At 45.2% G+C, this 23,756-nt stretch carries 15 protein-coding genes; 3 read left to right on the top strand and 12 right to left on the bottom strand.

What is annotated here, in order from left to right:
• Positions 1 to 83: 83 nt before the first annotated feature.
• Positions 84 to 3,908, bottom strand: coding sequence for a DNA-directed RNA polymerase subunit beta (rpoB, locus tag RBI_RS03630; protein WP_051706405.1), 3,825 nt, complete (start codon positions 3,906 to 3,908; stop codon positions 84 to 86).
• Between the two features lie 1,527 nt (positions 3,909 to 5,435).
• On the opposite strand from rpoB, the gene RBI_RS03625 reads away from it, so the two are divergent.
• Both RBI_RS03625 and RBI_RS03620 read left to right on the top strand, forming a co-directional pair.
• Positions 5,436 to 6,383, top strand: coding sequence for an alpha/beta fold hydrolase (locus RBI_RS03625; protein WP_038671128.1), 948 nt, complete (start codon positions 5,436 to 5,438; stop codon positions 6,381 to 6,383).
• A gap of 22 nt (positions 6,384 to 6,405) precedes the next feature.
• A complete protein-coding gene (locus RBI_RS03620) occupies positions 6,406 to 7,935 on the top strand; it encodes a YifB family Mg chelatase-like AAA ATPase (protein ID WP_038671126.1) in 1,530 nt (509 codons plus the stop codon).
• A gap of 205 nt (positions 7,936 to 8,140) precedes the next feature.
• Here RBI_RS03620 and RBI_RS03615 read toward each other — a convergent pair whose 3' ends face one another.
• From RBI_RS03615 to RBI_RS03565, 10 genes are all read right to left on the bottom strand, one after another.
• Positions 8,141 to 10,222, bottom strand: coding sequence for an elongation factor G (locus RBI_RS03615; RefSeq protein ID WP_038671124.1), 2,082 nt, complete (start codon positions 10,220 to 10,222; stop codon positions 8,141 to 8,143).
• 377 nt (positions 10,223 to 10,599) lie between these two features.
• Entirely contained in the window at positions 10,600 to 11,184 is a 585-nt protein-coding gene (locus RBI_RS03610; RefSeq protein ID WP_022286596.1) for a dipicolinate synthase subunit B, read from the bottom strand.
• The gene (locus tag RBI_RS03605) at positions 11,174 to 12,043 is read right to left on the bottom strand and encodes a dipicolinate synthase subunit DpsA (RefSeq protein ID WP_038671122.1); all 870 of its coding nucleotides are present in this window, start codon (positions 12,041 to 12,043) and stop codon (positions 11,174 to 11,176) included. Before RBI_RS03605 ends, RBI_RS03610 begins: the two co-directional genes overlap by 11 nt.
• 130 nt (positions 12,044 to 12,173) lie before the next feature.
• Complete coding sequence (locus RBI_RS03600) at positions 12,174 to 13,034, bottom strand: histidinol-phosphatase HisJ family protein (protein ID WP_051706403.1); 861 nt, start codon at positions 13,032 to 13,034, stop codon at positions 12,174 to 12,176.
• A 30-nt stretch (positions 13,035 to 13,064) separates the two neighbouring features.
• Positions 13,065 to 13,844: a sugar phosphate isomerase/epimerase family protein gene (locus RBI_RS03595; protein WP_038671118.1), complete on the bottom strand. Its 780-nt coding sequence runs from the start codon at positions 13,842 to 13,844 to the stop codon at positions 13,065 to 13,067.
• A 55-nt stretch (positions 13,845 to 13,899) separates the two neighbouring features.
• Complete coding sequence (locus RBI_RS03590; protein ID WP_022286600.1) at positions 13,900 to 15,255, bottom strand: PFL family protein; 1,356 nt, start codon at positions 15,253 to 15,255, stop codon at positions 13,900 to 13,902.
• A gap of 18 nt (positions 15,256 to 15,273) precedes the next feature.
• Positions 15,274 to 15,543, bottom strand: a complete 270-nt coding sequence (locus RBI_RS03585; RefSeq protein ID WP_022286601.1) for an ACT domain-containing protein — start codon at positions 15,541 to 15,543, stop codon at positions 15,274 to 15,276.
• A gap of 368 nt (positions 15,544 to 15,911) precedes the next feature.
• Positions 15,912 to 17,411: a sialate O-acetylesterase gene (locus RBI_RS03575; RefSeq protein WP_038671114.1), complete on the bottom strand. Its 1,500-nt coding sequence runs from the start codon at positions 17,409 to 17,411 to the stop codon at positions 15,912 to 15,914.
• Between the two features lie 90 nt (positions 17,412 to 17,501).
• Positions 17,502 to 17,999 carry a GNAT family N-acetyltransferase gene (locus RBI_RS03570; RefSeq protein WP_410081491.1) on the bottom strand — a complete coding sequence of 166 codons (498 nt, stop codon included), beginning with the start codon at positions 17,997 to 17,999 and terminating at the stop codon, positions 17,502 to 17,504.
• A 24-nt stretch (positions 18,000 to 18,023) separates the two neighbouring features.
• The gene (locus tag RBI_RS03565; protein WP_038671112.1) at positions 18,024 to 19,640 is read right to left on the bottom strand and encodes an ABC-F family ATP-binding cassette domain-containing protein; all 1,617 of its coding nucleotides are present in this window, start codon (positions 19,638 to 19,640) and stop codon (positions 18,024 to 18,026) included.
• A 233-nt stretch (positions 19,641 to 19,873) separates the two neighbouring features.
• Here RBI_RS03565 and glgA point away from each other — a divergent pair, with 233 nt between their 5' ends.
• On the top strand, positions 19,874 to 21,316 hold the full coding sequence (gene glgA / locus RBI_RS03560; protein WP_038671110.1) for a glycogen synthase GlgA: 1,443 nt from the start codon (positions 19,874 to 19,876) through the stop codon (positions 21,314 to 21,316).
• Between the two features lie 63 nt (positions 21,317 to 21,379).
• On the opposite strand, the gene metE is transcribed toward glgA, so the two are convergent.
• Positions 21,380 to 23,641, bottom strand: a complete 2,262-nt coding sequence (gene metE, locus RBI_RS03555; RefSeq protein WP_038671108.1) for a 5-methyltetrahydropteroyltriglutamate--homocysteine S-methyltransferase — start codon at positions 23,639 to 23,641, stop codon at positions 21,380 to 21,382.
• Positions 23,642 to 23,756 lie beyond the last annotated feature (115 nt).

Raw genomic sequence — 23,756 nt, 5'->3', positions numbered from 1 at the left:
CAACAGCCGACTTCTATATGAAACGGTCGCAAGGGCGGAGCCTTCCGCCCTTTGACCTCAGCTTATTTAGTTACTGTGCAAAATTATTCACCGTCATTAAGGAACAGATCAGACTCGTCGGAAGCTGCGCTGCCCTCCAGTTCGGAAGTGCCGTTCTCGTCTTCAGCCATGAAGCCCTCGTCGAGATCGCCCTCGTCAACGCCGAAATCGATATGATCTTCGATAGCAGGCTGTGGAACAAGCTCCTCGTCCTCGTCAAACGACTGCTTAAGATCTATTTCCTCGTTATTGATGTTGAGTACCTTGAGATCCAGACCAAGTGACTGAAGCTCCTTAACAAGTACCTTGAACGCCTCAGGAACACCAGGCTTAGGAACATTCTGTCCCTTAACGATAGCCTCGTATGTCTTGACTCTTCCCACAGTATCGTCAGACTTAACTGTAAGGATCTCCTGAAGTGTGTAAGCAGCACCGTAAGCTTCGAGCGCCCAAACTTCCATTTCTCCGAATCTCTGACCACCGAACTGAGCCTTACCGCCGAGTGGCTGCTGTGTTACCAGTGAGTAAGGACCAACTGAACGTGCGTGTATCTTATCGTCTACGAGGTGGTGGAGTTTCAGGTAGTACATATAACCGACTGTAACTCTGTTATCGAATTTCTCGCCTGTTCTTCCGTCATAAACAGTGAACTTGCCGTCCTCGCTCATGCTCAGAGCGTTAGGGTTGATGACCTCGTCCATTGTGTGGAGAGTGAACTCATCGTCCTTATGCTCCAGATAATTCTGCTGAGCCATTTTGAAGCATTCTCTGATGTCTGCCTCGTGAGCACCGTCGAATACAGGGGTCATTATCTTCCAGCCAAGAGCCTTTGCCGCCATACCAAGATGAACCTCAAGCACCTGACCGATGTTCATACGAGAAGGTACGCCCAATGGGTTAAGACAGATATCAAGCGGAGTACCGTCCTCAAGGAATGGCATATCCTCCTGTGGGAGTATTCTTGAAACGACACCCTTGTTACCGTGACGACCCGCCATCTTATCGCCCACAGAGATCTTTCTCTTCTGTGCGATGTAGCATCTGACGAGCATATTTACTCCAGGAGAAAGCTCGTCGCAGTTCTCTCTTGTGAATATCTTAACATCAATGATAGTACCAGCCTCGCCGTGAGGTACCTTAAGAGAATTATCTCTAACTTCTCTAGCCTTTTCGCCAAAGATAGCTCTGAGCAGTCTTTCTTCTGCTGTCAGCTCAGTTTCACCCTTAGGTGTTACCTTACCAACAAGTATATCTCCCGAGCGAACCTCTGCGCCTATTCTTATGATACCGTTCTCGTCCAGATCCTTAAGAGCGTCCTCGCCAACGTTAGGGATATCTCTTGTGATCTCCTCAGGTCCGAGCTTTGTATCTCTGGCTTCTGTCTCATACTCTTCAATATGGATAGAAGTGTACTTATCCTGCTTTACAAGGTTTTCGTTCAGAAGAACGGCGTCCTCGTAGTTGTAACCTTCCCAAGTCATGAAGCCGATAAGAGCGTTCTTACCAAGTGAAAGCTCGCCGTTTGAGGTAGCAGGGCCGTCACCGATTATCTGATTAGCTTCAATTCTCTCGCCCTTATTGACGATAGGTCTCTGGTTTGTGCAAGTACCTGCGTTGGAACGCTTGAACTTAGTCAGCTCATAAGTTCTGAGCATACCGCTGTCCTCACGGATAACGATCTTGTCAGCGTCAACGCTCTCAACAACGCCTGCGTTCTTAGAAACAACAGCAACGCCTGAATCAAGACAAGCCTTGTATTCCATACCAGTACCAACGATAGGAGACTCAGTCTTGAGCAGAGGCACAGCCTGTCTCTGCATGTTTGAACCCATGAGCGCACGGTTAGCGTCATCGTTCTCAAGGAACGGGATACAAGCAGTAGCCACAGAAACTACCATTTTAGGTGAAACGTCCATGAAGTCGATCTTCTCTCTCTCTATCTCGAGGATCTGATCTCTGTATCTGCCGTTTACCTTAGGTCTGGCAAACTTGTTATCCTCAGTAAGAGGCTCGTTTGCCTGAGCGACCATGTAGTTATCTTCAACGTCAGCCGTCATATAAACAACTTCGTCAGTTACAACGCCTGTTTCCTTGTCAACACGTCTGTAAGGAGCTTCGATAAAGCCGTACTCGTTTATCCTTGCGAAAGAAGCAAGATAAGAGATAAGTCCGATGTTAGGACCTTCAGGCGTCTCGATAGGACACATTCTGCCGTAGTGAGTATAGTGAACGTCACGGACCTCAAATCCGGCACGGTCTCTTGAAAGACCGCCAGGGCCGAGGGCTGAAAGTCTTCTCTTATGAGTAAGCTCAGCCAGAGGGTTGTTCTGATCCATGAACTGTGACAGTGGAGAAGAACCGAAGAACTCTCTGATAGCCGCAGTGATAGGTCTTATATTGATAAGAGCTGTAGGAGTAACGACCTCAGTGCCCTGTGACTGAATGTTCATTCTCTCACGGATAACTCTTTCCATTCTTGTGAAACCGATCCTGAACTGGTTCTGAAGAAGCTCGCCTACTGAACGGATTCTTCTGTTGCCAAGATGGTCGATATCGTCAACAGTACCAACGCCCTCGCAAAGGTTGAGGAAGTAAGAAACCGTAGCGATAATATCATCGATAGTGATGTGCTTTGGAACGAGGTCGTCAGCCTTAAGTTTGATGTTCTCCTTAAGCTCTTCCTCATTCTCAGAATCTTCAAGAATTTCCTTGAGAGCCTTGAAAGATACCTTTTCGTTGATGCCAAGCTCAGTGCAGTCAAAATCAACATAAGCGTTGATGTCTACCATGCCGTTGCCTATGATCTTAACTTCGCATTCTTCAAGCTTTGTAACAGCCTCGCCTGTTGCGGAAGTAAGATGCTCCTTTACCTCAACGTCAACGTAAGCCTCCATAACACCTGCGGTCTCGATCTCCATAGCCTTATCAAAGCTGATAAGATCGCCAGCCTCAGCCATTACCTCGCCTGTCATAGGATTTACAACAGGTCTTGAAAGTCTGTGACCTGAAAGTCTTGAACCAACGCCAAGCTTCTTGTTGTACTTATATCTGCCAAATCTTGAAAGATCATATCTCTTAGCGTCAAAGAACAGGTTGTTCAGGTGAGTAACAGCAGAATCTACTGTAGGAGGCTCGCCCGGACGAAGCTTCTTGTAAACTTCAAGAAGAGCTTCCTCTCTGTTAGCAGTCTGATCCTTCTGCATGATAGTCTGAGTAAGTCTTTCATCAGGACCGAAAACTTCCTCGATCTCCTCGTTAGTACCAATACCCAGCGATCTCAGGAAAGTAGTAAGAGGGATCTTTCTGTTTTTATCGATTCTGACATAAACCACGTCGTTAGAATCCATTTCATATTCAAGCCAAGCGCCTCTGTTAGGGATAACAGTTGTCTTGAACAGATCCTTACCGGTCTTGTCCTTATCAAAAGCGTAATAAACACCTGGTGAACGCACCAACTGAGAAACGATAACACGCTCTGCACCGTTGATAACAAAAGTTCCGCTGTCGGTCATTTTAGGGAAGTCACCCATAAATACCTCGGACTCCTTGATCTCGCCGGTCTCGGTATTGTTAAGTCTTGCAGTAACTCTCAGTGGCACTGCATAAGTTACATCTCTCGCCTTGCACTCTGCAACAGAATACTTAGCCTCTTCGTCGAAATGGTATCCAACAAAAGTCAGCTCCAGCGTACCATTATAATCAGTAATAGCTGAAACATCTCTGAAGACCTCCTTCAGACCTTCATTGAGGAACCACTGATAAGAGTTCTTCTGCACTTCAATAAGGTTAGGCATCTCCAGAACCTCATTGATCTTGGCAAAGCTCTTTCTCGTGTTCTTACCAAGTTTTACGTCCTTGACATTCACCATAGGCTCAATCACTCCTTAATTTATTTGGAAAATACATTTATATAACACTATATAACAATCGTATTCGCCAGTGGTTTTGGCGGTGTTTTCCATGATTTTCTGCGCTCAAAAACGCATGAAATAGGTGGAAAACTCCATTATGATACAGTATACTATTATATAATATTAGCAAGCCCTTGTCAAGCATTTTAGCTTACACATCTCGCCGATTTTCCTATTTTCTCCGATTTGAACAAAAATCGCACAATTCGACGCAGAAACTTCTACTATTACCAATGTGTTATCAAATCGTAAATTTTTCGTTTACTCACCTGCTTTTATCACCCTCCGCCTCATTACCTCCACCCTAACCTACCCTTTATTTCATCACTATATGCACCAACTTGTCTGCCATTACATAATAAATCCGATTTACTTGTCATATCCAACAAAAACTCACTTAACAAATTGTGCAAACAAATGATTTATATTTTAATTTGGCAACATTTCTGCAATTGTTGCATTTTTTATGCAACAAAAGAGGTGCTTTTCGTGTATAAGTAGAAAGCGTTTTGATACTTGCGGGCACATACAAGCCCTGCGACTTAGTGAAACCGAGGTGAGTTTCTGGAACAGGCTGTAGAGAACTTGTGTCAAAGCGTGGGTGTGCATTGTGGATTTTGTGTATACGCAACCAAGGGCTTAATACCAAATGTCACACCCCGAACGCAACTTGAAAATCGAATAAAAAACGACTGAAACACGACCCCCACGGCAACAAATCTGTAGGGGCGAACAGCGTTCGCCCGTCGAAGAAACAAGTCCACGATTACAACCATTGTAGGACAGAACAAAAAACTATCCTATCACGCTTGTAGGGGCTGGCGCCCTCGACAGCCCGCTCGAAGTGACGAGGTTTGAATTTACCATAAAGTCATGCAGATGTACAAAGACGTGCGAGGGGGTCGGGACGTCGAATTTCTGCAAAGCAGAAATTGCGCCGCTCCCCTACAATTCTGAAATTATAACAAATTCTGAACACGAACGAACGCTGTTCGCCCCTACATATATTCGGGATAGTTTATCTTGCCGCAAAATCGCTTCGCTCTTTGCGTATCTACGTTTTGCTATGGGATAGAAAAGCGGTGCAGATTTTATACTCCGATATCACTTTTATCTGATGTTTGACTTCTATATGCTTTTGATACTACAATCTGCACCTTGTCGGTTTGCGCCGAATGAGGCTCTGCCTCATACTCCGCTAGGGGCTTTGCCCCTAGACCCCACAAGCCCTCTAGCGCCGGGCTTGAGCGTGCGCTTTATCTCTCGCTTCGCTCGGTGCTTTATTTTACTTTATGCTTGCAATTTACTTTGGTCTGCTATGCTCATTCCTCATTCCTCACTCCTCACTCCTCACTTAAACTCCTCACTCTTCACTTAAACTCCGCTCCTCACTTAAAAACTTACCCTTGATTATTCCCCAAAAAAGTGCTATACTATTGATAAGTAAAATTGCATGAAATCCTAACCCTAAGGAGGTAAATTTCTATGAATTGTACTCATTTCAAAAGCTACTATCCGTCCGCTGACGGACTTCATAAGATCGCGTATTACGTTCGTTTCCCTATCGGCACAGTAAGAGGTGTCGTTCAGATATCCCACGGTATGTGCGAATATTTCAGACGTTATGACGACCTCGCTGAGTTTCTCACAGGCTTAGGCTTCGCAGTATGCGGAAACGACCACCTCGGTCATGGCGACAGTGTGAACGACAGCTCCGAGCTTGGCTACTTCTCCCCTGAACATGGCTGGGAAAACGCTGTCGAGGATATGTATACTCTCACAAAAATGATGAAACACAACTACCCTGACAAGCCGTATTTTCTTCTCGGTCACAGCATGGGAAGCTTCCTTGCAAGAGCTTTTGTCACCAAGCATGGCAGAAACCTCACAGCGGCTATCTTCTGTGGAACAAGCGGCGGCATGGAGGGTATCCCTGCTTTGCTCACCCTTGTTGACAGCCTCAAAATACTCCATGGTGATAAATATAGGAGCAACGCCGTAAATAAGCTTGCTTTCGGTGCTTATACAAGAAAAATTACCGATAAGGTCAGCGAATATGATTGGATATCCCGTGACCCTGAAATAGTTTCCACCTACGAAAAAGACCCTAAATGCAACTTTATTTTCACCCTAAACGGCTTTGAAAATCTTGCAAAGCTTTTGTGGTATGTTTCAAACGAAAAGTGGTTCTCCACCTATCCGAAAACTTTGCCTACCTATCTTATAGCAGGCAGTGGCGACCCTGTGGGAAACTACGGAAAAGGCGTACTAAGCGTGTTCAACAGGCTGTCCCTCAACGGCTGTGACGTTGAGATGAAGATATACGAAAATGCACGTCACGAGCTTGTGAACGAAACCAACCGCCGTGAGGTGTATAATGATATTGCAGATTTTCTGCTCGATATCATAAGCTCTGAAATGTGTTCAGATTAAGCCGTAAGGGAGAGAAGTCAACGTGTTTGCTTTAATAAACAGTGTAGGTCTGCTGGGGCTTAATGCCTTTGCGGTCAAGGTGGAGATAGAAGCTTCAAAGGGTCTGCCCTCTTTCGATATCGTGGGACTTGCAGACGCATCTGTAAAAGAAAGCCGTGAACGTGTGCGTTCTGCACTGCGTTCAAGCGAGATAACATTGCCTCTGAGAAAAATAATCATAAATCTTGCACCTGCCGATGTGAGAAAAACAGGCTCAGTCTATGACTTGGCCGTGGCAGTTGCACTCTTGCGAATGGCTGACCTTGTTGATGACAGTATGCTTTCCACCTCCGCTTTTATCGGCGAGCTTTCTCTCAGCGGAGAAGTAAGACCTGTTCAGGGCGTTTTGCCTATGACCATAATGGCGCAGAAAATGGGACTTTCTGAGATATATGTTCCTGCCGACAATGTTCGTGAAGCGTCTGTTGTGGAGGGTATAAAAGCCTATGGCGTAAGGTCTTTACGGGAGCTTGTTTTTCACTTTGAGAAAAAGGCGGCAATAGTTCCTGCGGCACATTATAAGCCCACCGCTGAAAGCTATTTCGGAAGTCTTGATTTTGCCGACGTAAAAGGACAATCAGCGGCAAAAAAAGCATTGGAAGTCGCAGCGGCAGGCGGTCACAACGTTCTTATGATAGGTTCGCCTGGCTCAGGAAAATCAATGCTTGCAAAACGTATGCCGTCGATACTTCCTGCCATGACCTTTGAGGAGTCCATAGAAACCACAAATATCCATTCTGTGGCAGGACTTTTGGACAGCAACAGTCCTCTTATCACCACCAGACCTTTCCGTTCACCGCATCATACAGTTTCACCGGCAGGACTTTCAGGCGGCGGCTCTGTGCCAAAGCCCGGTGAGATATCCCTTGCACATAACGGCTTGCTTTTTCTTGACGAGCTTGCAGAGTTTTCACGTCCTGCTCTTGAGATCTTACGTCAGCCTTTGGAGGACAGGCAGGTGACCATATCCAGAGTGTCAGGGTCGATAACATACCCATGTTCGTTCATGCTTATCGCTGCAATGAATCCTTGTCCATGCGGATATTTTGGTCACCCTACAAGAAAGTGCATATGCTCTCCGAAACAAGTTTCAAGCTATCTTTCCAAAGTCAGCGGACCACTTCTCGACCGTTTCGACATTCATTTGGAGGTCGCACCTGTTGAGTTTGCAGATCTTTCTTCCACTGCCAAAGAGGAGTCATCAGCGTCCATAAGAGAACGTGTTCAAAAAGCCCGTGACATACAAAACGAGCGTTTCAAAGGCACTAGCATAACCTGCAACGCACGAATAACCTCTGATATTCTTCACGAGGTCTGCCCTGTGACAGATGAGGCTTCAAAGCTTTTGGAGAACGTTTTTGACAGGCTGGGACTTTCAGCAAGAGCCTATGACCGCATACTTAAAGTCGCACGAACTGTTGCGGATATGGACGGTGCAAAGGTCATAGACAAAAAGCATATCGCAATGGCTGTTCAGTATCGAAGCCTTGACAGAAAATATTGGAATGGGTGATATGTGCGTCACATAAAAGCTGACAGGAAACGGGCGAACACTGTTCGCCCCTACTATGGTTTATTCAAATACATATGATAATTGCAGACGGTTTTTATTCCGTCTGTTTTTTTGTGCAAAAAAAGTACGGGAACGCCCGAAACGTTCCCGTACTATCCTTATCACAATTCTATAATTATCCCTTAAAAATTCTATTCCAAAAAAATCAATCTGCCACTGCGTTCTTTGCAATAACGTCTGCAACAAGATTTGCAGGAAGCGGCTCGTAACGTGCTTTTTCAAAGGTGAACACGCCCTGACCCTGTGTCATTTGTCTCAGAAGCAGTGTGAAGTCTGCCATTTCAGCCATTGGAACCTCGGCAACTATCTCGGTCATACCCTTCTTTTCAGCAGGATTCATGCCCAGAACTCTGCCTCTTCTCTTATTAAGCTCGCCCATCATGTCGCCAGTGTTATCGTCAGGTACGAAAACGCTCAAGGAGCCGATCGGTTCGAGGAGAACAGGCTCTGCCTGACGCATACCCTCTTTGTATGCGATAGAAGCTGCCATTTTGAATGCCATTTCTGAGCTGTCAACAGGGTGATATGAGCCGTCCACAAGGATAGCTTTCAGACCTACTACAGGGAAACCTGCGAGAACGCCTTTCTTTACGCTTTCCTGCAAGCCCTTTTCTACGGCTGGGAAGAAGTTCTTTGGAACTGCTCCGCCAAACACCTTTTCTTCAAATACAAGGTCGTCAGATACGCATGGCTCAAATTCTATCCAAACGTCACCATACTGACCGTGACCGCCTGACTGCTTCTTATGTCTGCCCTGCACCTTGACTTTCTTTCTGATAGTTTCACGATAGGAGATCTTAGGCACGGAGGTTTCTACTTCAACGCCGAATGTTCCTGCAAGTCTGCCCACAACAGAATCAAGGTGAAGTCCGCCCAAAGTGCTTAGTATCATCTCGTTTGTGGACGGGTCGAGCTTGTAATCTATAGTAAGATCTTCTTCCATAAGTCTTGTCATTGCGGCGGATATTTTGCTTTCGTCGCCCTGCTTTTTAGCTCTTACTGCCATTTTGTAGCATGGCTTAGGGAATGTCATAGGTGCAAACTTAACAACTCTTGCGGAGTCACAGATAGTATCGTTGGTGTTCACGTTCATCTTCATTGCAACAACGATATCTCCACAGCCTGCTTCGGCAACGTCTATCTGCTTTTTGCCCTGAAGCGTAACAAGCTTTCCGACCTTTTCGGTGCTTCCTGTGGTAGCGTTCACAACCTCCTTGTTAGGTGTAAGCTTTCCTGAAAATACCTTTATGTATGACATCTTGCCAACAAATGGGTCAGCAACTGTCTTGAATACAAATGCGCTCATAGGGTCGCTTTCAACGCAGGAAACTTCAACAGCTTCGCCGTCTGCTGTTTCGCCTATCATAGCGTCCTTTTCTGACGGAGGAGGGAGCAGCAGGTCTATCTCCTTAAGGAGCATATCAACGCCTGAGAGGTCTGTGGAAGAAACGCAGGTAACAGGAGTTATAATGCCTGAGTTCATGCCGCTATGTATTCCGTCGGTAAGCTCTTTCTGTGTGAATGCTTCGCCTGAGAAGAACTTTTCAAAAAGCGCCTCGTCAGTTTCTGCAACGGCTTCGGACACGGCTTCGATAAGTCCGTCGATACGATAACCCATTTTCTCTGATACATCAGCTGTAGGCATATCAGTTTCAACTGCCTTGCCGTCTTCATACTTATATGCTTTCATCTCAATGAGATTTACATAAGAAACTATCTTTCTGTCTGCGATAACAGGCACAACAACAGGGCAAACTGTAGGTCCGAACTCTGCTTTGAGCTGAGTAAGAACGTTATTGAAGTTTGCGTTATCGTCATCAAGCTTTGTTACAACGAACATTGTAGGCTTGCCCATTTTCTTTGCAAGGTCATAAGCCTTGTGGGTACCTACACGAACGCCTGATTTACCTGATACAGTGATGAGTACGCAACCGCTTGCGGCAATGCCCTCAACAGCTTCGCCCTCATAATCGAACATACCGGGAGTATCAAGAAGATTTACCTTGAACTCGCCAGTTTCCAAAGAAGAAAGAGATGTGTAAACAGAACATTTTCTCTTTATCTCATCAGGGGTATAATCAGAAACAGTGTTTCCGTCAGTTATCTTGCCGAGCCTGTCAGTAGCTCCGCTTTTATATAGCAGTGCCTCAGTCAGAGAGGTCTTTCCAGAACCTGCCTGACCTGCAATAGCAATATTTTTTATTTTTGTGCTGTCGTATTTTTTCAAGTTGATCGCTCCAATCTATGCCGTTGGACGGCTTAATGTGATATGCAGTATAATTATATGTATCATTTACACAAAATATATCAACCGCATAAGATAATTATATACTATTTTCACATAAATAGCAAGGGTGGAAAGAAAATTTTCTTTCGTGAATGTGAACAAAGTTTAGACTTGTTATAAAGCAGATTGCACAAGGGGAGGAAGAAGTGAGGAGTGAGGAGTGAGGAATTAGGAATTAGGAATGAGCAAAGCTGCCCCCAAGCACCGAGCGAAGCGATTTTGCGGCGGCAGGACTTGCCCGAATATCTGTAGGGGTGCGGTTATCAGAGATGTGTGAATGCAAAAAAAGCTCCCCGAGCGTTTCGGAGAGCTTTGCGTTATTTTACCCTTATGATAGGCTGAAGCTGTATCCCTTCAAGAGCCGACTGAATAGTTTCGGGTATGAGTTCAAATTCAGCCACTATGGAGTTTGGCTTCTTTTCGCAGTTGTCTTGCGCATATGGTACGAAATAGTAGTTTCTCAGATTTTGCAGATAACCTATGTTTTTAGCACACCCTGCCAGTGCGTCATTTGTCGATATGGCGATGACCACGGGACGAGCATTTCTCAGGTGACTTTTTACCGCCATGGTGGCTGGAGTGTCCGTCAAGCCAAGAGCAAGCTTTGCTGCCGTGTTTGAGGTGCAGGGTGCTACTACCATGATATCACACATCTTTTTCGGTCCGATCGGCTCGGCTTCTTCTATGGTGCGTATGACCTTGCGACCTGCTATGGTTTCAAGGCGTTTGATGTTTTCTTCCGCTGTGCCAAAACGTGTAGATATAGATGCGGCGTTGAAAGACATTATTGGCACAAGCTTTGCGCCCTGCTGCACAAGCCGTTCTGCGGCGGCAAATGCCTTTTCAAAGGTGCAGAAGGAGCCGGTCATGCAAAAGCCTATTCGTATGCCGTCAAGTGACATTCTTTGTTCCCCTTTCATTCAAAATGTCCGTGACTGTTCGGGCGATTATCTCTCCTGCAGTCATAGGTGCGGCTTTGGCTGGAAGTCCCAATGCCCATACCACACGCCTGTTCAGCTTTGCGGCAGTTTCATGATCCACTCCGCCAGGTCGGGAGGCAAGGTCTATGATAAGAGAGTTTTTATCCATTACGCCCAAAAGCTTTTCATCAAGTATCATGGCAGGGACGGTGTTTATTATTATAGTATACCCCGAAATGTTTTCCGCAAGAGCTGTGATAAGTTCTGCTTTATAGCCTGCGCCCTCAGCTTCTGCAAGCGCAGAAAGCTTTCTTGCGGATATAGTCACATCTGCGCCGACAGCCCGAAAAAGCTTAGCGCAGGCTTTTGCTACTCTGCCATAGCCAATAACCAGGACGGTGGAACCGTTCACGGTGACAGCAAGCTCCTGCATGGCTATTTGCAAAGCGCCCTCCGCCGTGGGGATACAATTTCTTATAACAAGCTCCTCTCGCTTATAATAATCCTTAACATCGAAGCCGAGAGAGGAGAAATATTCTATTTGATCACGGCGGAGCAGACCGCCTGCCACGAGTGCATTTTTCTTTAAATGCGTTGAAACGTCACTGCATGATACCTTTACATTACGGCTAGAAGAGATATCCAGCCCGTCAGCTTTCATGAGAGGAAGTACGAGAACGTCCGCCTTTTCGGTGAGCTGATCGAGATGAGCGAGGGGGATAGTGTCCTCGCCTTTATCGTCCATGCCGTAAGTATAGACCCTGCCGATTTTAGTGAGAGTCTGAGCTGTATATGTTTGTCTTGCGTCACCGCCGACGCAGAGGAAAACTGTTTTTTTCATATGGATACCTCCTGTGGGACTATGCCTGATAGAGTTATATATAATTATATGTATCGGTGGGCTAAATGTTACCGGCAAAACAAAACGCCCTATCCCTGCAAAGCAAGAATTGCGGCGCTTTGATATGATATCATATTTCTATCTTGATAAACTTCGGCTCGTGCTTTTTGAAATAGGTCAGATACTTAAAGCCTGCCGCCTGCGCCATTTCTACGCCTGCGGAAATATCTCTGCCGATATCTGCGGTGCAGTGGGCGTCTGAACCTATGGTCAATATCTCGCCGCCGAGGGATCTGTAGAGCTTCACATAGCCAAGGTCCGGGAGGGGCTTGCCGTATTTTTGCCTTAATCCCGACACATTTATCTCTATGCCCTTGCCTTTTTGGATAAGTGTACAAAAAATTTCTCTTATTATCTCATCATAGGGGGAGAGGTCTATTTGTATGCCGCAGTCGCCTTGGATATATCGCAGAGGATAGGTGAGGTGTCCTAAAACGTCTAACTTGCCCCATTTGCACATTTCAAGCATTTCTTTGAAATAGTCGTCAAGGAGAGCATAGATTTGCGACAAGTCCATATTTTTGTACTCTATCCAATAGAAATCGTCCTTGCCTTTATTCTGATGATGTGAGCCGATGATAAAATCAAGGCGTTTGTCGGAGGCTATCTCCTCGGCAAATTCTATATCCTGCAAAGGCTGACCAAGCTCTATTCCGCAGAGAAAATTTAAACCCTCCAGATGCTTGGCAGCTTCATACTGGGCGACTATGCTTGCGGGGGCATACTCCCCCGAGCCGTACATCATGCCGTCTTTCAGGGCTTCAGGATCACCATAATGGTCAGCTTTATAGCGGAAATTGCAATCGCAATGGTCAGTTATGGCAAATGCCGCCAAGCCAAGCTCTTTGGCTTTTGCTAAAGACTGTTCTACAGTTCCCTCACCATCTGGAGAAAAGCCTGTGTGGGTGTGCATATCTATAAGAGTTTTCATAGGTTCTCCTATCTGTACAAAAATTTGTGCTTATATAGAATTGTAAAGCTTTTCAAGCTGTTTTGCCGCTTCTGCCGCACGTCTTACAAAGCTGTCAGGTGCAGCATTTCGGTATATGGTGGACTTTGACATATAAAGCTCTAATGACAATGGTGGCTGGTGGTCGAGGTTTTTGAGCTTTCTGAGAAATTTCTCAAAGTTCAGGTTACCGTCAAATGGTATCATGTGTCCGTCGGTGTTGCCGTCGTTATCGTGGATATGCAGGCAAGCAAGCTTGCTGCCGAACTTTGTCAGGCAATCGGTATTCTTTGAGAAGCAATTCTCATGACCTGTGTCATAGCAAAATTTCACGTTATCATGGTTTCCAAACTGGTCAAATAACACGTCAAGAAACTGCGGGAGCTGGATATTCTCAAAAGCGATATCGACGCCGTTTTCTTCTCCGCACTGTATTATCTTGGCGAAATTCTCTATACCGAAACGAGATACTTCGGGCGGAACAAGCCCGTCAGTGGGGTGGCATATCATGGTTTTTATGCCGTTTTCACCGCACACTCTTACACATTCAAGTGTTCGTTGGAGGATATATTCGCTCTCTGGGCATATTGTCCAAAGGGCGTTCATGCGGTCAAACTGTGAATGGACGTTTTCTATTTCCAGTCCAAAATTACGTACAATATCATACTGTGTGTATTTTAGTCCGTCAGAAAAGCCAAGCATTACACCGTCAAAGCCGTTCTCTTTTATAAGTCTTATACGCTCCTCAAAGGGTATTTTAAAGGTGAAGTCTGCAAACATACAGCGTTTCAATCTGTTTTCCTCCTTACCAAAAACAGCGGCAGAATTGCTCTGCCGCCGTGAAAATTTAGTTTTTGAGAGAATGGAGTGGTGCAGGGATCTGTCCGCCACGATTGATGAACTTGGAAGGTGACTCTTTTTTGAGCGGCATAACAGGTCCGCAGCCAAAAAGTCCGCCCCAATCAAGTTCTTCGCCAACACCCTTGCCAATAGCAGGGATAACTCTTACGGCGGTGGTCTTGTTGTTTACCATACCGATAGCAGCTTCGTCTGCGATGATAGCTGAAATAGTATCAGCTGGGGTATCGCCCGGAATACATATCATATCAAGACCAACTGAGCATACAGCAGTCATAGCTTCAAGTTTTTCAATGCAGAGCGCACCGCTCTTTGCGGCATCAATCATACCTGCGTCCTCAGAAACAGGGATAAATGCACCTGAAAGTCCGCCTATTCTTGAGCAAGCCATTACGCCGCCCTTTTTAACTGCGTCATTGAGCAGGGCGAGGGCTGCTGTTGTGCCATGTGTACCGCACTTTTCAAGTCCTATTTCCTCGAGGATATGGGCAACAGAGTCGCCTACGGCCGGAGTTGGTGCGAGTGAAAGGTCAACGATACCGAATGGAACGCCAAGACGCTTGGAAGCGATAGTTCCAACGAGCTGACCTACTCTTGTTATCTTATATGAAATCTCCTTGATAACGTCGGATATCTTTGTGATATCAGCGTCAGGATATTTTCTCAAAGCGGCTCTTACAACGCCAGGACCTGATACGCCCACGTTTATCATGCAATCAGGCTCGCCAACGCCGTGGAAAGCACCTGCCATGAATGGGTTATCCTCAACTGCGTTACAGAAAACAACGAGCTTTGCTGCGCCAAAGCAGGCAGAGTCAACTGTTCTTTCTGCACACTCTCTTACAACGCCACCCATCATTTTGCAGGCGTCCAGATTGATACCTGTTTTTGTTGAACCGATATTTACAGAGGAACATACTCTCTCAGTAGTAGCGAGTGCCTCTGGGATAGACTTGATAAGCTCGATATCGCCTGCGGAGAAGCCCTTTGGAACGAGGGCTGTATATCCACCGATAAGGTTTACGCCAACGTCCTTTGCGGCTCTGTCCATAGCGTGTGCAAATGGAACAGGTGAACACTTGCAGGCAGCGGACACGATAGCGATAGGGGTAACGGAAATTCTCTTATTTATGATCGGGATTCCAAGCTCCTTTTCTATCTGCTCGCCCACCTCAACAAGCCTTGCGGCTTTTGCGGTTATCTTCTTATAGACATTCTCGCAGGCAACGTTTATATCGCTGTCGATACAATCAAGCAGAGAAATGCCCATTGTGATAGTACGAATATCAAGACAATCGTCCTGTATCATTCGTATCGTTTCCAACACGTCATATGTATTAATCATTTTACAGAAATCTCCTCTTTAGATATGGTGCATACAGTTAAAAATATCCTCGTGCATTGTATGGATCTTTACACCCATTGTCTGACCAAGCTCTGTAAGTCCGTCTGCCATGGTAGCAAAATCGGAGTTGAGCTTTGTGATGTCAACAAGCATTATCATAGCAAAGAGGTCCTGCAAAACTGACTGAGTGACCTCGATAACATTCGCATTATATTCTGCACACTTTGTGCTTACCTTTGCAAGGATACCTACAGCGTCCTTACCTATAACCGTAACAACAGCTCTCATTAATAAGACCAGCCTTTCCAAATTCATTTATATATCTTCTATTATACCACACAGCGGAGATTTTGCCAAGAGTTTTAATTATAAATATTTTATTAACGTTGGAAAATCCGTGTTATGGGTCGAGGGTCAAGGCAGGTGGTTTGCGGTGAACGAAACGGGCGAACATTGTTCGCCCCTACCCATATTTGTACGAATTACAAAAAAATTCGTAAAAAAATCAAAAACGTTGAAGTGCAAAAAAGCGGGGTGTCAGATTTCTGCAAAACAAAAAAAGTTTGATGAGCGGGACGTCAATTTCTGTGAGCTTGCGAGCAGAAATTTCGCCGCTCCCCTACAAAAAACGCCCCCATTTAGGGGACGTTCTTGGATTATTTTTCTGTTCTGAATGGTGCGAGTGGTATGCCTGTTTCGTTGAAGATAGTTACCTCGCAATAGTTGAACCAGTTATATCTTGCATAGAGAGGTTTTTCAACGGTGTCTGACTTGATGAATATCTTACTGCCGTTTATGGTGATATCGGCTTTTACAAACTCTTCGTCCTTGCCTGCTATCTCAAAGCCCTGTGCTTCGCCCTTTACTACAAAGCCGTTTTCGGCATGATCAAAGCTAAGCTCTATACCGCCGTTTTTATACTCCAGCGACTTATAGATAGGGCCGAATGCTTTTACGTCCATGCCGTAGAAAAGCTTTTCTGCCTGCAAACAAAGTCTTTCGCCAACGGGTACTTTATTCTTTGGGTGGATCTCGTTGAACTCACCGCAATCTGAGATAACAGCTATTCCTGTATTTTTCACTGTCTTATATGCTCTCATCTGTGCTTCTCTTATTTTACACCAATGCTTATAATCAGGGTCGGCGGCATATTTGAACATTGGGAGCTGGACGATTATGAACGGAAGCTCGTCGTCGCCCCACTTCTCTCTCCAAAGTTTTATGAGTGAGGTGAGGAGGGTATAATAGCTGTCCGGCTTATGGTCGTCAGACTCGCCCTGATAATAGAGGAAGCCTTTTATTGTATAAGGACAAACTCTTGACACCATGGTCTCAAAAAGTCCTGTTGGGCGGAATGGGTTTACGCAGTTTATCGGACCCGGCCAATTCTTATCGCCAAGGATCTCGTTGGCTTTCTCCCAGCTCATTGTTGGGTCTTTTTGCAGAAGCTCGCCGTATTTTTTATCCCACACACGCTCAAATTTCTGATAATCTCTGTATTCTTTTATCTGCTCCTCGACAGTTTTGCCCTCAATACGTTTTTCATACTCGTCTATGTAGCTTCTTATTTCAGCGTTGTTTTCAAGGGTCGGTCTGTCTACCCATGCGGAGGCTGATGTGCCGCCCCAGTTACAGCCGATAAGTCCTACTGTTACGCCAAGGTCTTTGGCAAGCTTTCTTCCAAAGAAAAAGCCGACTGCACTCCATGCCCTTGAATTATCCTTTGAAGCCTGCGACCATGCGGTATTGTTTTCGTCCTCATAGAACATTTCGTCAAGAGTGCCACGCTTTTGAGTGTAATAAAATCTTACGTTGCAATCAGGGGTGAGGTTTTCGAGGACTTCTTTGCCGCCCTTTGCGTTTTGAAGTTCAAGCTCCATATTTGACTGGCCGCCGCAGAACCACACTTCGCCTATCATGATACGGCAGAATTTTTTCTCTGTACAGCCGTCTGAAACTGTCATTTCGTACTCTCCGCCTGCACTCATTGGAGGGAGGACGGCTGTCCACCTGCCGTCGCAGACCTGCGTCTGGACTGACACGCCGTTAAGAGTAACTGTGACAGTTCTTTCCTCGTCCCCAAGTCCCCAGACTGTTATGTTCTTGTCACGCTGGAGCACCATATCGTTTGAAAAAATATTTGCTACCTTTAACATACTTTTTTCTCCTTTCAATATCTATAAAAATTCAAAAAACATCATCGCCGCAGGCGATACCTTAATTCCTCACTCCTCACTCCTCACTAATCAAAGAGTGTGGTAGAAAAGAATGATATCCTCAAAGACGCCCTCTTTGTTTTCAAAGCCCTTCGGTACAGTGCCGAGCTTAACAAAGCCGAGGTTTTCGTAAAGCTTTACCGCCTTAATGTTTGATGCAACAACGGCATTGAACTGGAGCACCTTAAAGCCTTTCTGCTTTGCTATGAAAAGACAATGTTCGACTATGACCTTGCCTGCTCCTTTTCCACGGCAGGTGCTTTTTACGGCATAGCTTGCGTTTGCGATATGTCCGCATCTGCCAACGTTATTAGGGTGGAGGATATACATTCCTACAGTTTCGCCCTCATACTCTGCAACACCGCAGAATGTTTGTGATGCAAAAAACTTTTTCGCACCCTCATAGTCGAGGGTCTCTTTCTGTGGGAAGGCATTGCCCTCTTTTACAACTTCGTTCCATATCTCTGCCATTGCAGGAACGTCGTCAATATTGTAACCTCTTACGGTCACGTTTTTCATTTTTGCCATTTTGGATACTTCTCCATAATAAAATTACTCTATAAATGACTTCATGCCACGCTCACGTCGCCAATCAAGGAACTCCTCATATGTTCCCTGTCTGTCGATACAGCCGTCGGGGGTTATCTCGATTATTCTGTTTGCAACTGTCTGAACTATTTCGTGGTCATGAGATGCGAAAATCACAACGCCTTTGAAATCTCTAAGTCCGTTATTTACGGCTGTGATAGATTCGAGGTCGAGGTGGTTGGTAGGTCTGTCAAGCATTATAACGTTTGAGCCGAAGAGCATCATTCGGCTGAACATACATCTTACCTTTTCACCGCCTGAGAGAACTTTTACAGGCTTATATATCTCGTCCCATGAGAAGAGCATTTTGCCAAGGAATCCTCTGAGGTAGGTGTCTGTTACCTCGGAAGTGGAATATTTTCTTATCCAGTCAACGATGCTTTCGTCATTATCGTTGAAGTAGGCTGAATTGTCAATAGGGAAATATGAACGTGATGTGGAAACGCCCCATTTTATCGTACCCTCGTCAGGCTCTTCTTCCTCTGCAAGTATCTTGAAAAGCATTGTGATAGCCTGCTCGGACTCGCCGATGAAAGCGACCTTATCGGTACGGCTGAGGGTAAAGGAAACATTATTGAGGAGCTTTACGCCGTCAACTGTTTTGGATATGCCATTGACTTTGAGGACGTCTTTTCCAAGCTCTCTATCCATATTAAAGCCTATGAAAGGATATTTTCTTGATGAGGCAGGCATTTCCTCGACTGTGAGCTTATCAAGGAGCTTTCTTCTTGCTGTTGCCTGCTTGGACTTTGATTTGTTTGCTGAGAAGCGGTTAATGAATTCCTGAAGTTCCTTGATCTTCTCCTCGGCTTTCTTGTTCTGGTTCTTTATCATTCTCTGCATGAGCTGTGAGGACTCATACCAGAACTCGTAGTTACCAACATACATTTTTATCTTTGTATAGTCGATATCCACGATATGGGTACAAACATTATTAAGGAAGTGTCTGTCATGAGATACAACGAGGACAGTTCCGAAATAGTCTGCGAGGAAGTCCTCAAGCCAGCTTATAGCGTCGATATCAAGGTGGTTTGTAGGCTCGTCCAGCATGATAATATCAGGATTGCCGAAAAGTGCCTGTGCAAGAAGCACCTTGACTTTTTCGTTACCTGAGAGGGTGGACATTTGTGAATAGAGGATATCCTCGGAAAGACCAAGACCCTGAATGAGCTTTGAAGCGTCAGACTCAGCTTCCCAGCCGTTTAATTCTGCGAACTCGCTTTCAAGCTGACCTGCTCTGTCGCCGTCCTCCTCGGTGAAGTCCTCCTTGGCGTAAAGCTCGTCCTTTTCTTTCATTATCTCATAAAGTCGCTTATTGCCCATTATTACAGTCTCGAGAACTGTATACTCGTCAAATGCAAAGTGATCCTGACGAAGCACTGAAAGTCTGTCCTCTTTTGAGATCACTACCTCGCCTGTGGTAGGCTCTATCTCGCCGCAGAGGATCTTCAGAAATGTTGACTTTCCTGCACCGTTTGCACCGATTATGCCATAGCAGTTGCCGTTTGTAAATTTAAGGTCAACGTCCTTGAAAAGAAGCTGACCACCGAATGAAAGGCTTACGTTTGATACTGTTATCATTTTAACTCTCCTATATCTGATAATTATACTTTGACACTTTATTATACCACACAAAGCGGCTTATGTCTACTTTTAATTATTAATTTTTCATCACTGCGCTTTTATGGTGCAAACGAGGTTTTGCTCTTGACGTTTTCAACAAAAAGTGTTATAATTGTTATGTACACATTGGCAATAGCGATAATTATTGCCCTGAAAATTCAAGAAATTAAGTCGGAAAGGATAACTTGAATATGAAAAAAGTTTTGTTTGCTTCTTCGGAGTGTGTTCCGTTTATCAAGACAGGCGGTCTTGCTGACGTTGTTGGCTCTCTGCCTAAGTGCTTTGACAAGAGGTATTATGATGTCAGAGTAATTCTTCCTAAATATTCCTGCATGAAACAGCAGTGGAAAGACATGATGCAGTACAAGACCCATTTCTACATGGACTTTGCAGGTCAGAGCCAATATGTGGGCGTACTTGAATGCGTTTATGATGGCGTTACGTTCTATTTTATCGACAACGAACATTATTTCACCGGTGACAAGCCTTACACTGAGCATCACTGGGATATAGAAAAGTTCATGTACTTTGACAGAGCTGTGCTTTCTGCTCTGCCGCTTCTTGATTTCCGTCCTGACGTTATACACTGTCACGACTGGCAGACGGGTCTTATACCTGTATATCTTCATGACAGCTTTGCAGGTGGCGATTTCTTCCGCGGCATAAAGACCGTTATGACTATACACAATCTGAAATTCCAGGGAAATGACGGAGTTGAGCAGTTCAAGAGGATATCCGGTCTGTCTGACTACTACTTCACTATTGACAAGCTGAGAACGGGCGTTGACGGAAATATGCTCAAGGGCGGTCTTGTTTATGCTGACGCTATCACAACTGTCAGCAACACATACGCAGAGGAGATAAAGACGCAGTTCTACGGTGAGGGTCTTGACGGACTTATGAGGGCAAGGGCTAACGATCTCCGCGGTATCGTAAATGGTATCGACTACGTTGATTACAACCCTGACACTGACAAGAACATTGTTGTAAGATACAATTATGACAACGTGCTTGAGAAGAAGATACACAACAAGAGAGCAATTCAGGCTGAGCTTGGTCTTGCGCAGGACGACAATCGCTTTATGATAGGCATTGTTAGCCGTTTGACAGATCAGAAGGGCTTTGACCTTATTGCATACATGATGGAAAGAATGTGCGAACAGGGCATACAGTTCGTTGTGCTTGGCACGGGTGAGCAGAAGTATGAGGATATGTTCCGCTGGTTTGCAGGCAAGTATCCTGACAGAGTTTCCGCTAACATTTACTACAGTGAGGAAATGAGCCACCGCATTTACGCTTCCGCTGACGCATTCCTTATGCCGTCACTTTTCGAGCCATGCGGACTTTCACAGCTTATGTCACTGCGTTACGGCACGTTGCCTATCGTTCGTGAAACTGGCGGTTTGAGAGATACTGTTCAGCCGTTCAATCAGTTTGAGAGGACCGGCACTGGTTTCAGCTTTGCAAACTACAATGCACACGAGATGTACAACACTGTTATGTTCGCAAAGTACATATTTGATGCCAGACGTGACGAATGGAACGGACTTATCAAATCTGCAATGGCACAGGATTTCTCATGGCAGGCTTCTGCTAACAAATATCAGGAAATGTATGACTGGCTTATAGGATAAGATAAATACAAAAAGCCCACAGGACTTTGATGTTCTGTGGGCTTTGTTTATGCCTTATGAAAATTACAATGTTTTTCTTACGTTCTTTGCGGCGGCAACAAGGTTTTCAAGGCTTGGAACTGTTTCTGCTTCGCCTCTTGTTTTAAGTCCGCAGTCAGGGTTTACCCACAATTTCTGTGCAGGTATCCTATCGAGCATTTTATGAAGAGCATTCTCTATTTCGTTCTCTGACGGAACTCTTGGAGAATGGATATCGTAAACGCCAGGGCCTACCTCTGTTCTGAAATTGTTCTCCTTAAGAACGTCAAGGATAGTCAGGTCGGAACGTGAAGCTTCAAAGGTGATAACGTCAGCGTCCATATCGTCGATATCCTTGATGATGTCGGCGAACTCGCTGTAGCACATATGGGTGTGTATCTGTGTATCAGCCTTTGCACCGCTGTGTACAAGTCTGAATGCAGGGATAGCCCAATCGAGATACTCGCTGTGCCAATCAGATCTTCTCAGAGGGAGCTTTTCACGGAGAGCGGCTTCGTCTACCTGAATTATCTTTATGCCGTTGGCTTCAAGGTCAAGGACTTCATCACGGATAGCAAGGGCTATCTGCATTGCTGACTCTTTAAGGGAGATATCCTCTCTTGGGAAAGACCAGTTAAGGATAGTTACAGGGCCTGTGAGCATTCCCTTAACAGGCTTATCTGTGAGGCTCTGTGCAAATTTTGACCACTTCACTGTTATAGGCTTTGCTCTTGAGATATCGCCCCATACGACCGGCGGCTTTACACATCTTGTGCCATAAGACTGCACCCATGCTTTTTCTGTGAAGATATAGCCGTCAAGGCACTCGCCGAAATACTCTACCATGTCATTTCTTTCAAACTCGCCATGAACGAGGACGTCAAGACCTATCTTCTCCTGAAGTCTTATGCAATCTATTATTTTCTGGCTTATGAACTTATCATAGTCAGCTTCGCAAAGCTCGCCTTTACGGAATGCCGCACGATTTTTTCTGACCTCAATAGTCTGTGGAAAAGAACCGATAGTTGTTGTTGGCAGGAGCGGCAGGCCAAATTCTTTCTTCTGTATCTTTTCACGCTCTGCAAACTCAGGAAGTCTTACAAAGTCCTTATCAGTGAGCTTTGCAACACGCTCTGTCACCGACTTATCAGCGCCGCTTCTTGGCTGTGAGAACAGTGCTTTATTTGCTTCCAGCTTATCACTGCACTCGCCCTCTGTGATGGCTTTAAGTTCTGCAAGCTCGGAGAGCTTTTCTTCTGCATAGGCAAAATACTTTTTATAGTCATCAGAAAGCTTGCTCTCGTTCTTGAGAGTATATGGAACGTGGAGCAGTGAGCAGGAAGTGCCCAGGACTATCTCGCCGCACTTATCCTTTATATCGTCAATGATAGCCAAAGTTTTTGCATAGTGGTTTTTCCAAATATTCTTACCGTTCACAACGCCTGCGAAAAGCACCTTGTCTTTCGGGAAGCCGTTCTTTTCAACAAGTTCTGCGGTTTTGATGCCCTCGATAAAGTCAAGACCTATGCCGTCAAAGGCAAGGGCGCAGATATCGTTATAGCAATCACGAACGTCGCCGAAATATGTCTGGAGGAGTATTTTTGCACTGCCCTTTTTATCCAATATCTTTGTATAGATATCCTTGAAGAATGTGATATCCTCGGCGGTCATATCCTTTACAAGGCAAGACTCGTCAAGCTGAATCCACTCTGCGCCAAGGGCTGAAAGCTTTGCAATAACGTCTGCATACACGTTCACAACGCTCTGTGCGATATCGCCGGCGTTCTTCTTGCCTGTAAATCTTGCAAGCTTAAGGAAAGTATATGCGCCTATGATAACAGGTTTTGTTTTCACGCCGTTTGCAAGGGCTTCGCTGAACAGGTCGAAAGGCTTTGTATCGGAAAGCTTTATTTCTGTATCGTCATCTACCTCGGGAACCATGTAGTGGTAGTTTGTGTTGAACCACTTTTTCATTGCAAGCGCCTTTACGTCGCCCTCGCTGCCCTGATATCCTCTTGCCATTGCAAAATATGTATCGAGTGGAGAAAGTCCAAGGGCGGTATATCTTGCAGGAACTGCACCGAGGAGTACGGCTGTATCGAGCATTCCGTCATAGTAGGAAAAATCGTTTGAGGGGATAAGGTCAAGACCGCTCTGACGCTGAACGTCAAGGTTTTCAAGGCGGAGCTTCTCTGCTGCTTTTTCAAGCTCTGCGGCGGTTATTTCTTTTCTGAAATACTTTTCTTCAGCGAATTTCAGCTCACGGAGAGAGCCTATTCTAGGATAGCCAACTATTGTTGTTTTCATATATCAAATTCCTTTCTTGGTTTTATTTCATAAGCTTATGATAATATTATATCGGTTTAATAGGAATTTGTAAAATACTAAAACTATTGTGTTTGCTATAGTTTCAGGCTATATC

Origin of the sequence: Ruminococcus bicirculans (ex Wegman et al. 2014) (assembly GCF_000723465.1) — a bacterium.
In the GTDB taxonomy this organism is placed as follows: Bacteria; Bacillota; Clostridia; order Oscillospirales; family Ruminococcaceae; genus Hominimerdicola; species Hominimerdicola aceti.
Note: the sequence above shows the minus strand (reverse complement) of the source record. Positions and strands in the feature narration are given on the sequence as shown.

Coding starts and splice junctions, on each gene's coding strand:
- rpoB (WP_051706405.1), bottom strand. CDS start 3,908: ATGGTGAATGTCAAGGACGTAAAACTTGGTAAGAACACGAGAAAGAGC.
- RBI_RS03625 (WP_038671128.1), top strand. CDS start 5,436: ATGAATTGTACTCATTTCAAAAGCTACTATCCGTCCGCTGACGGACTT.
- RBI_RS03610 (WP_022286596.1), bottom strand. CDS start 11,184: ATGTCACTTGACGGCATACGAATAGGCTTTTGCATGACCGGCTCCTTC.
- RBI_RS03605 (WP_038671122.1), bottom strand. CDS start 12,043: ATGAAAAAAACAGTTTTCCTCTGCGTCGGCGGTGACGCAAGACAAACA.
- RBI_RS03600 (WP_051706403.1), bottom strand. CDS start 13,034: ATGAAAACTCTTATAGATATGCACACCCACACAGGCTTTTCTCCAGAT.
- RBI_RS03590 (WP_022286600.1), bottom strand. CDS start 15,255: ATGATTAATACATATGACGTGTTGGAAACGATACGAATGATACAGGAC.
- RBI_RS03585 (WP_022286601.1), bottom strand. CDS start 15,543: ATGAGAGCTGTTGTTACGGTTATAGGTAAGGACGCTGTAGGTATCCTT.
- RBI_RS03575 (WP_038671114.1), bottom strand. CDS start 17,411: ATGTTAAAGGTAGCAAATATTTTTTCAAACGATATGGTGCTCCAGCGT.
- RBI_RS03570 (WP_410081491.1), bottom strand. CDS start 17,999: ATGGCAAAAATGAAAAACGTGACCGTAAGAGGTTACAATATTGACGAC.
- RBI_RS03565 (WP_038671112.1), bottom strand. CDS start 19,640: ATGATAACAGTATCAAACGTAAGCCTTTCATTCGGTGGTCAGCTTCTT.
- glgA (WP_038671110.1), top strand. CDS start 19,874: ATGAAAAAAGTTTTGTTTGCTTCTTCGGAGTGTGTTCCGTTTATCAAG.
- metE (WP_038671108.1), bottom strand. CDS start 23,641: ATGAAAACAACAATAGTTGGCTATCCTAGAATAGGCTCTCTCCGTGAG.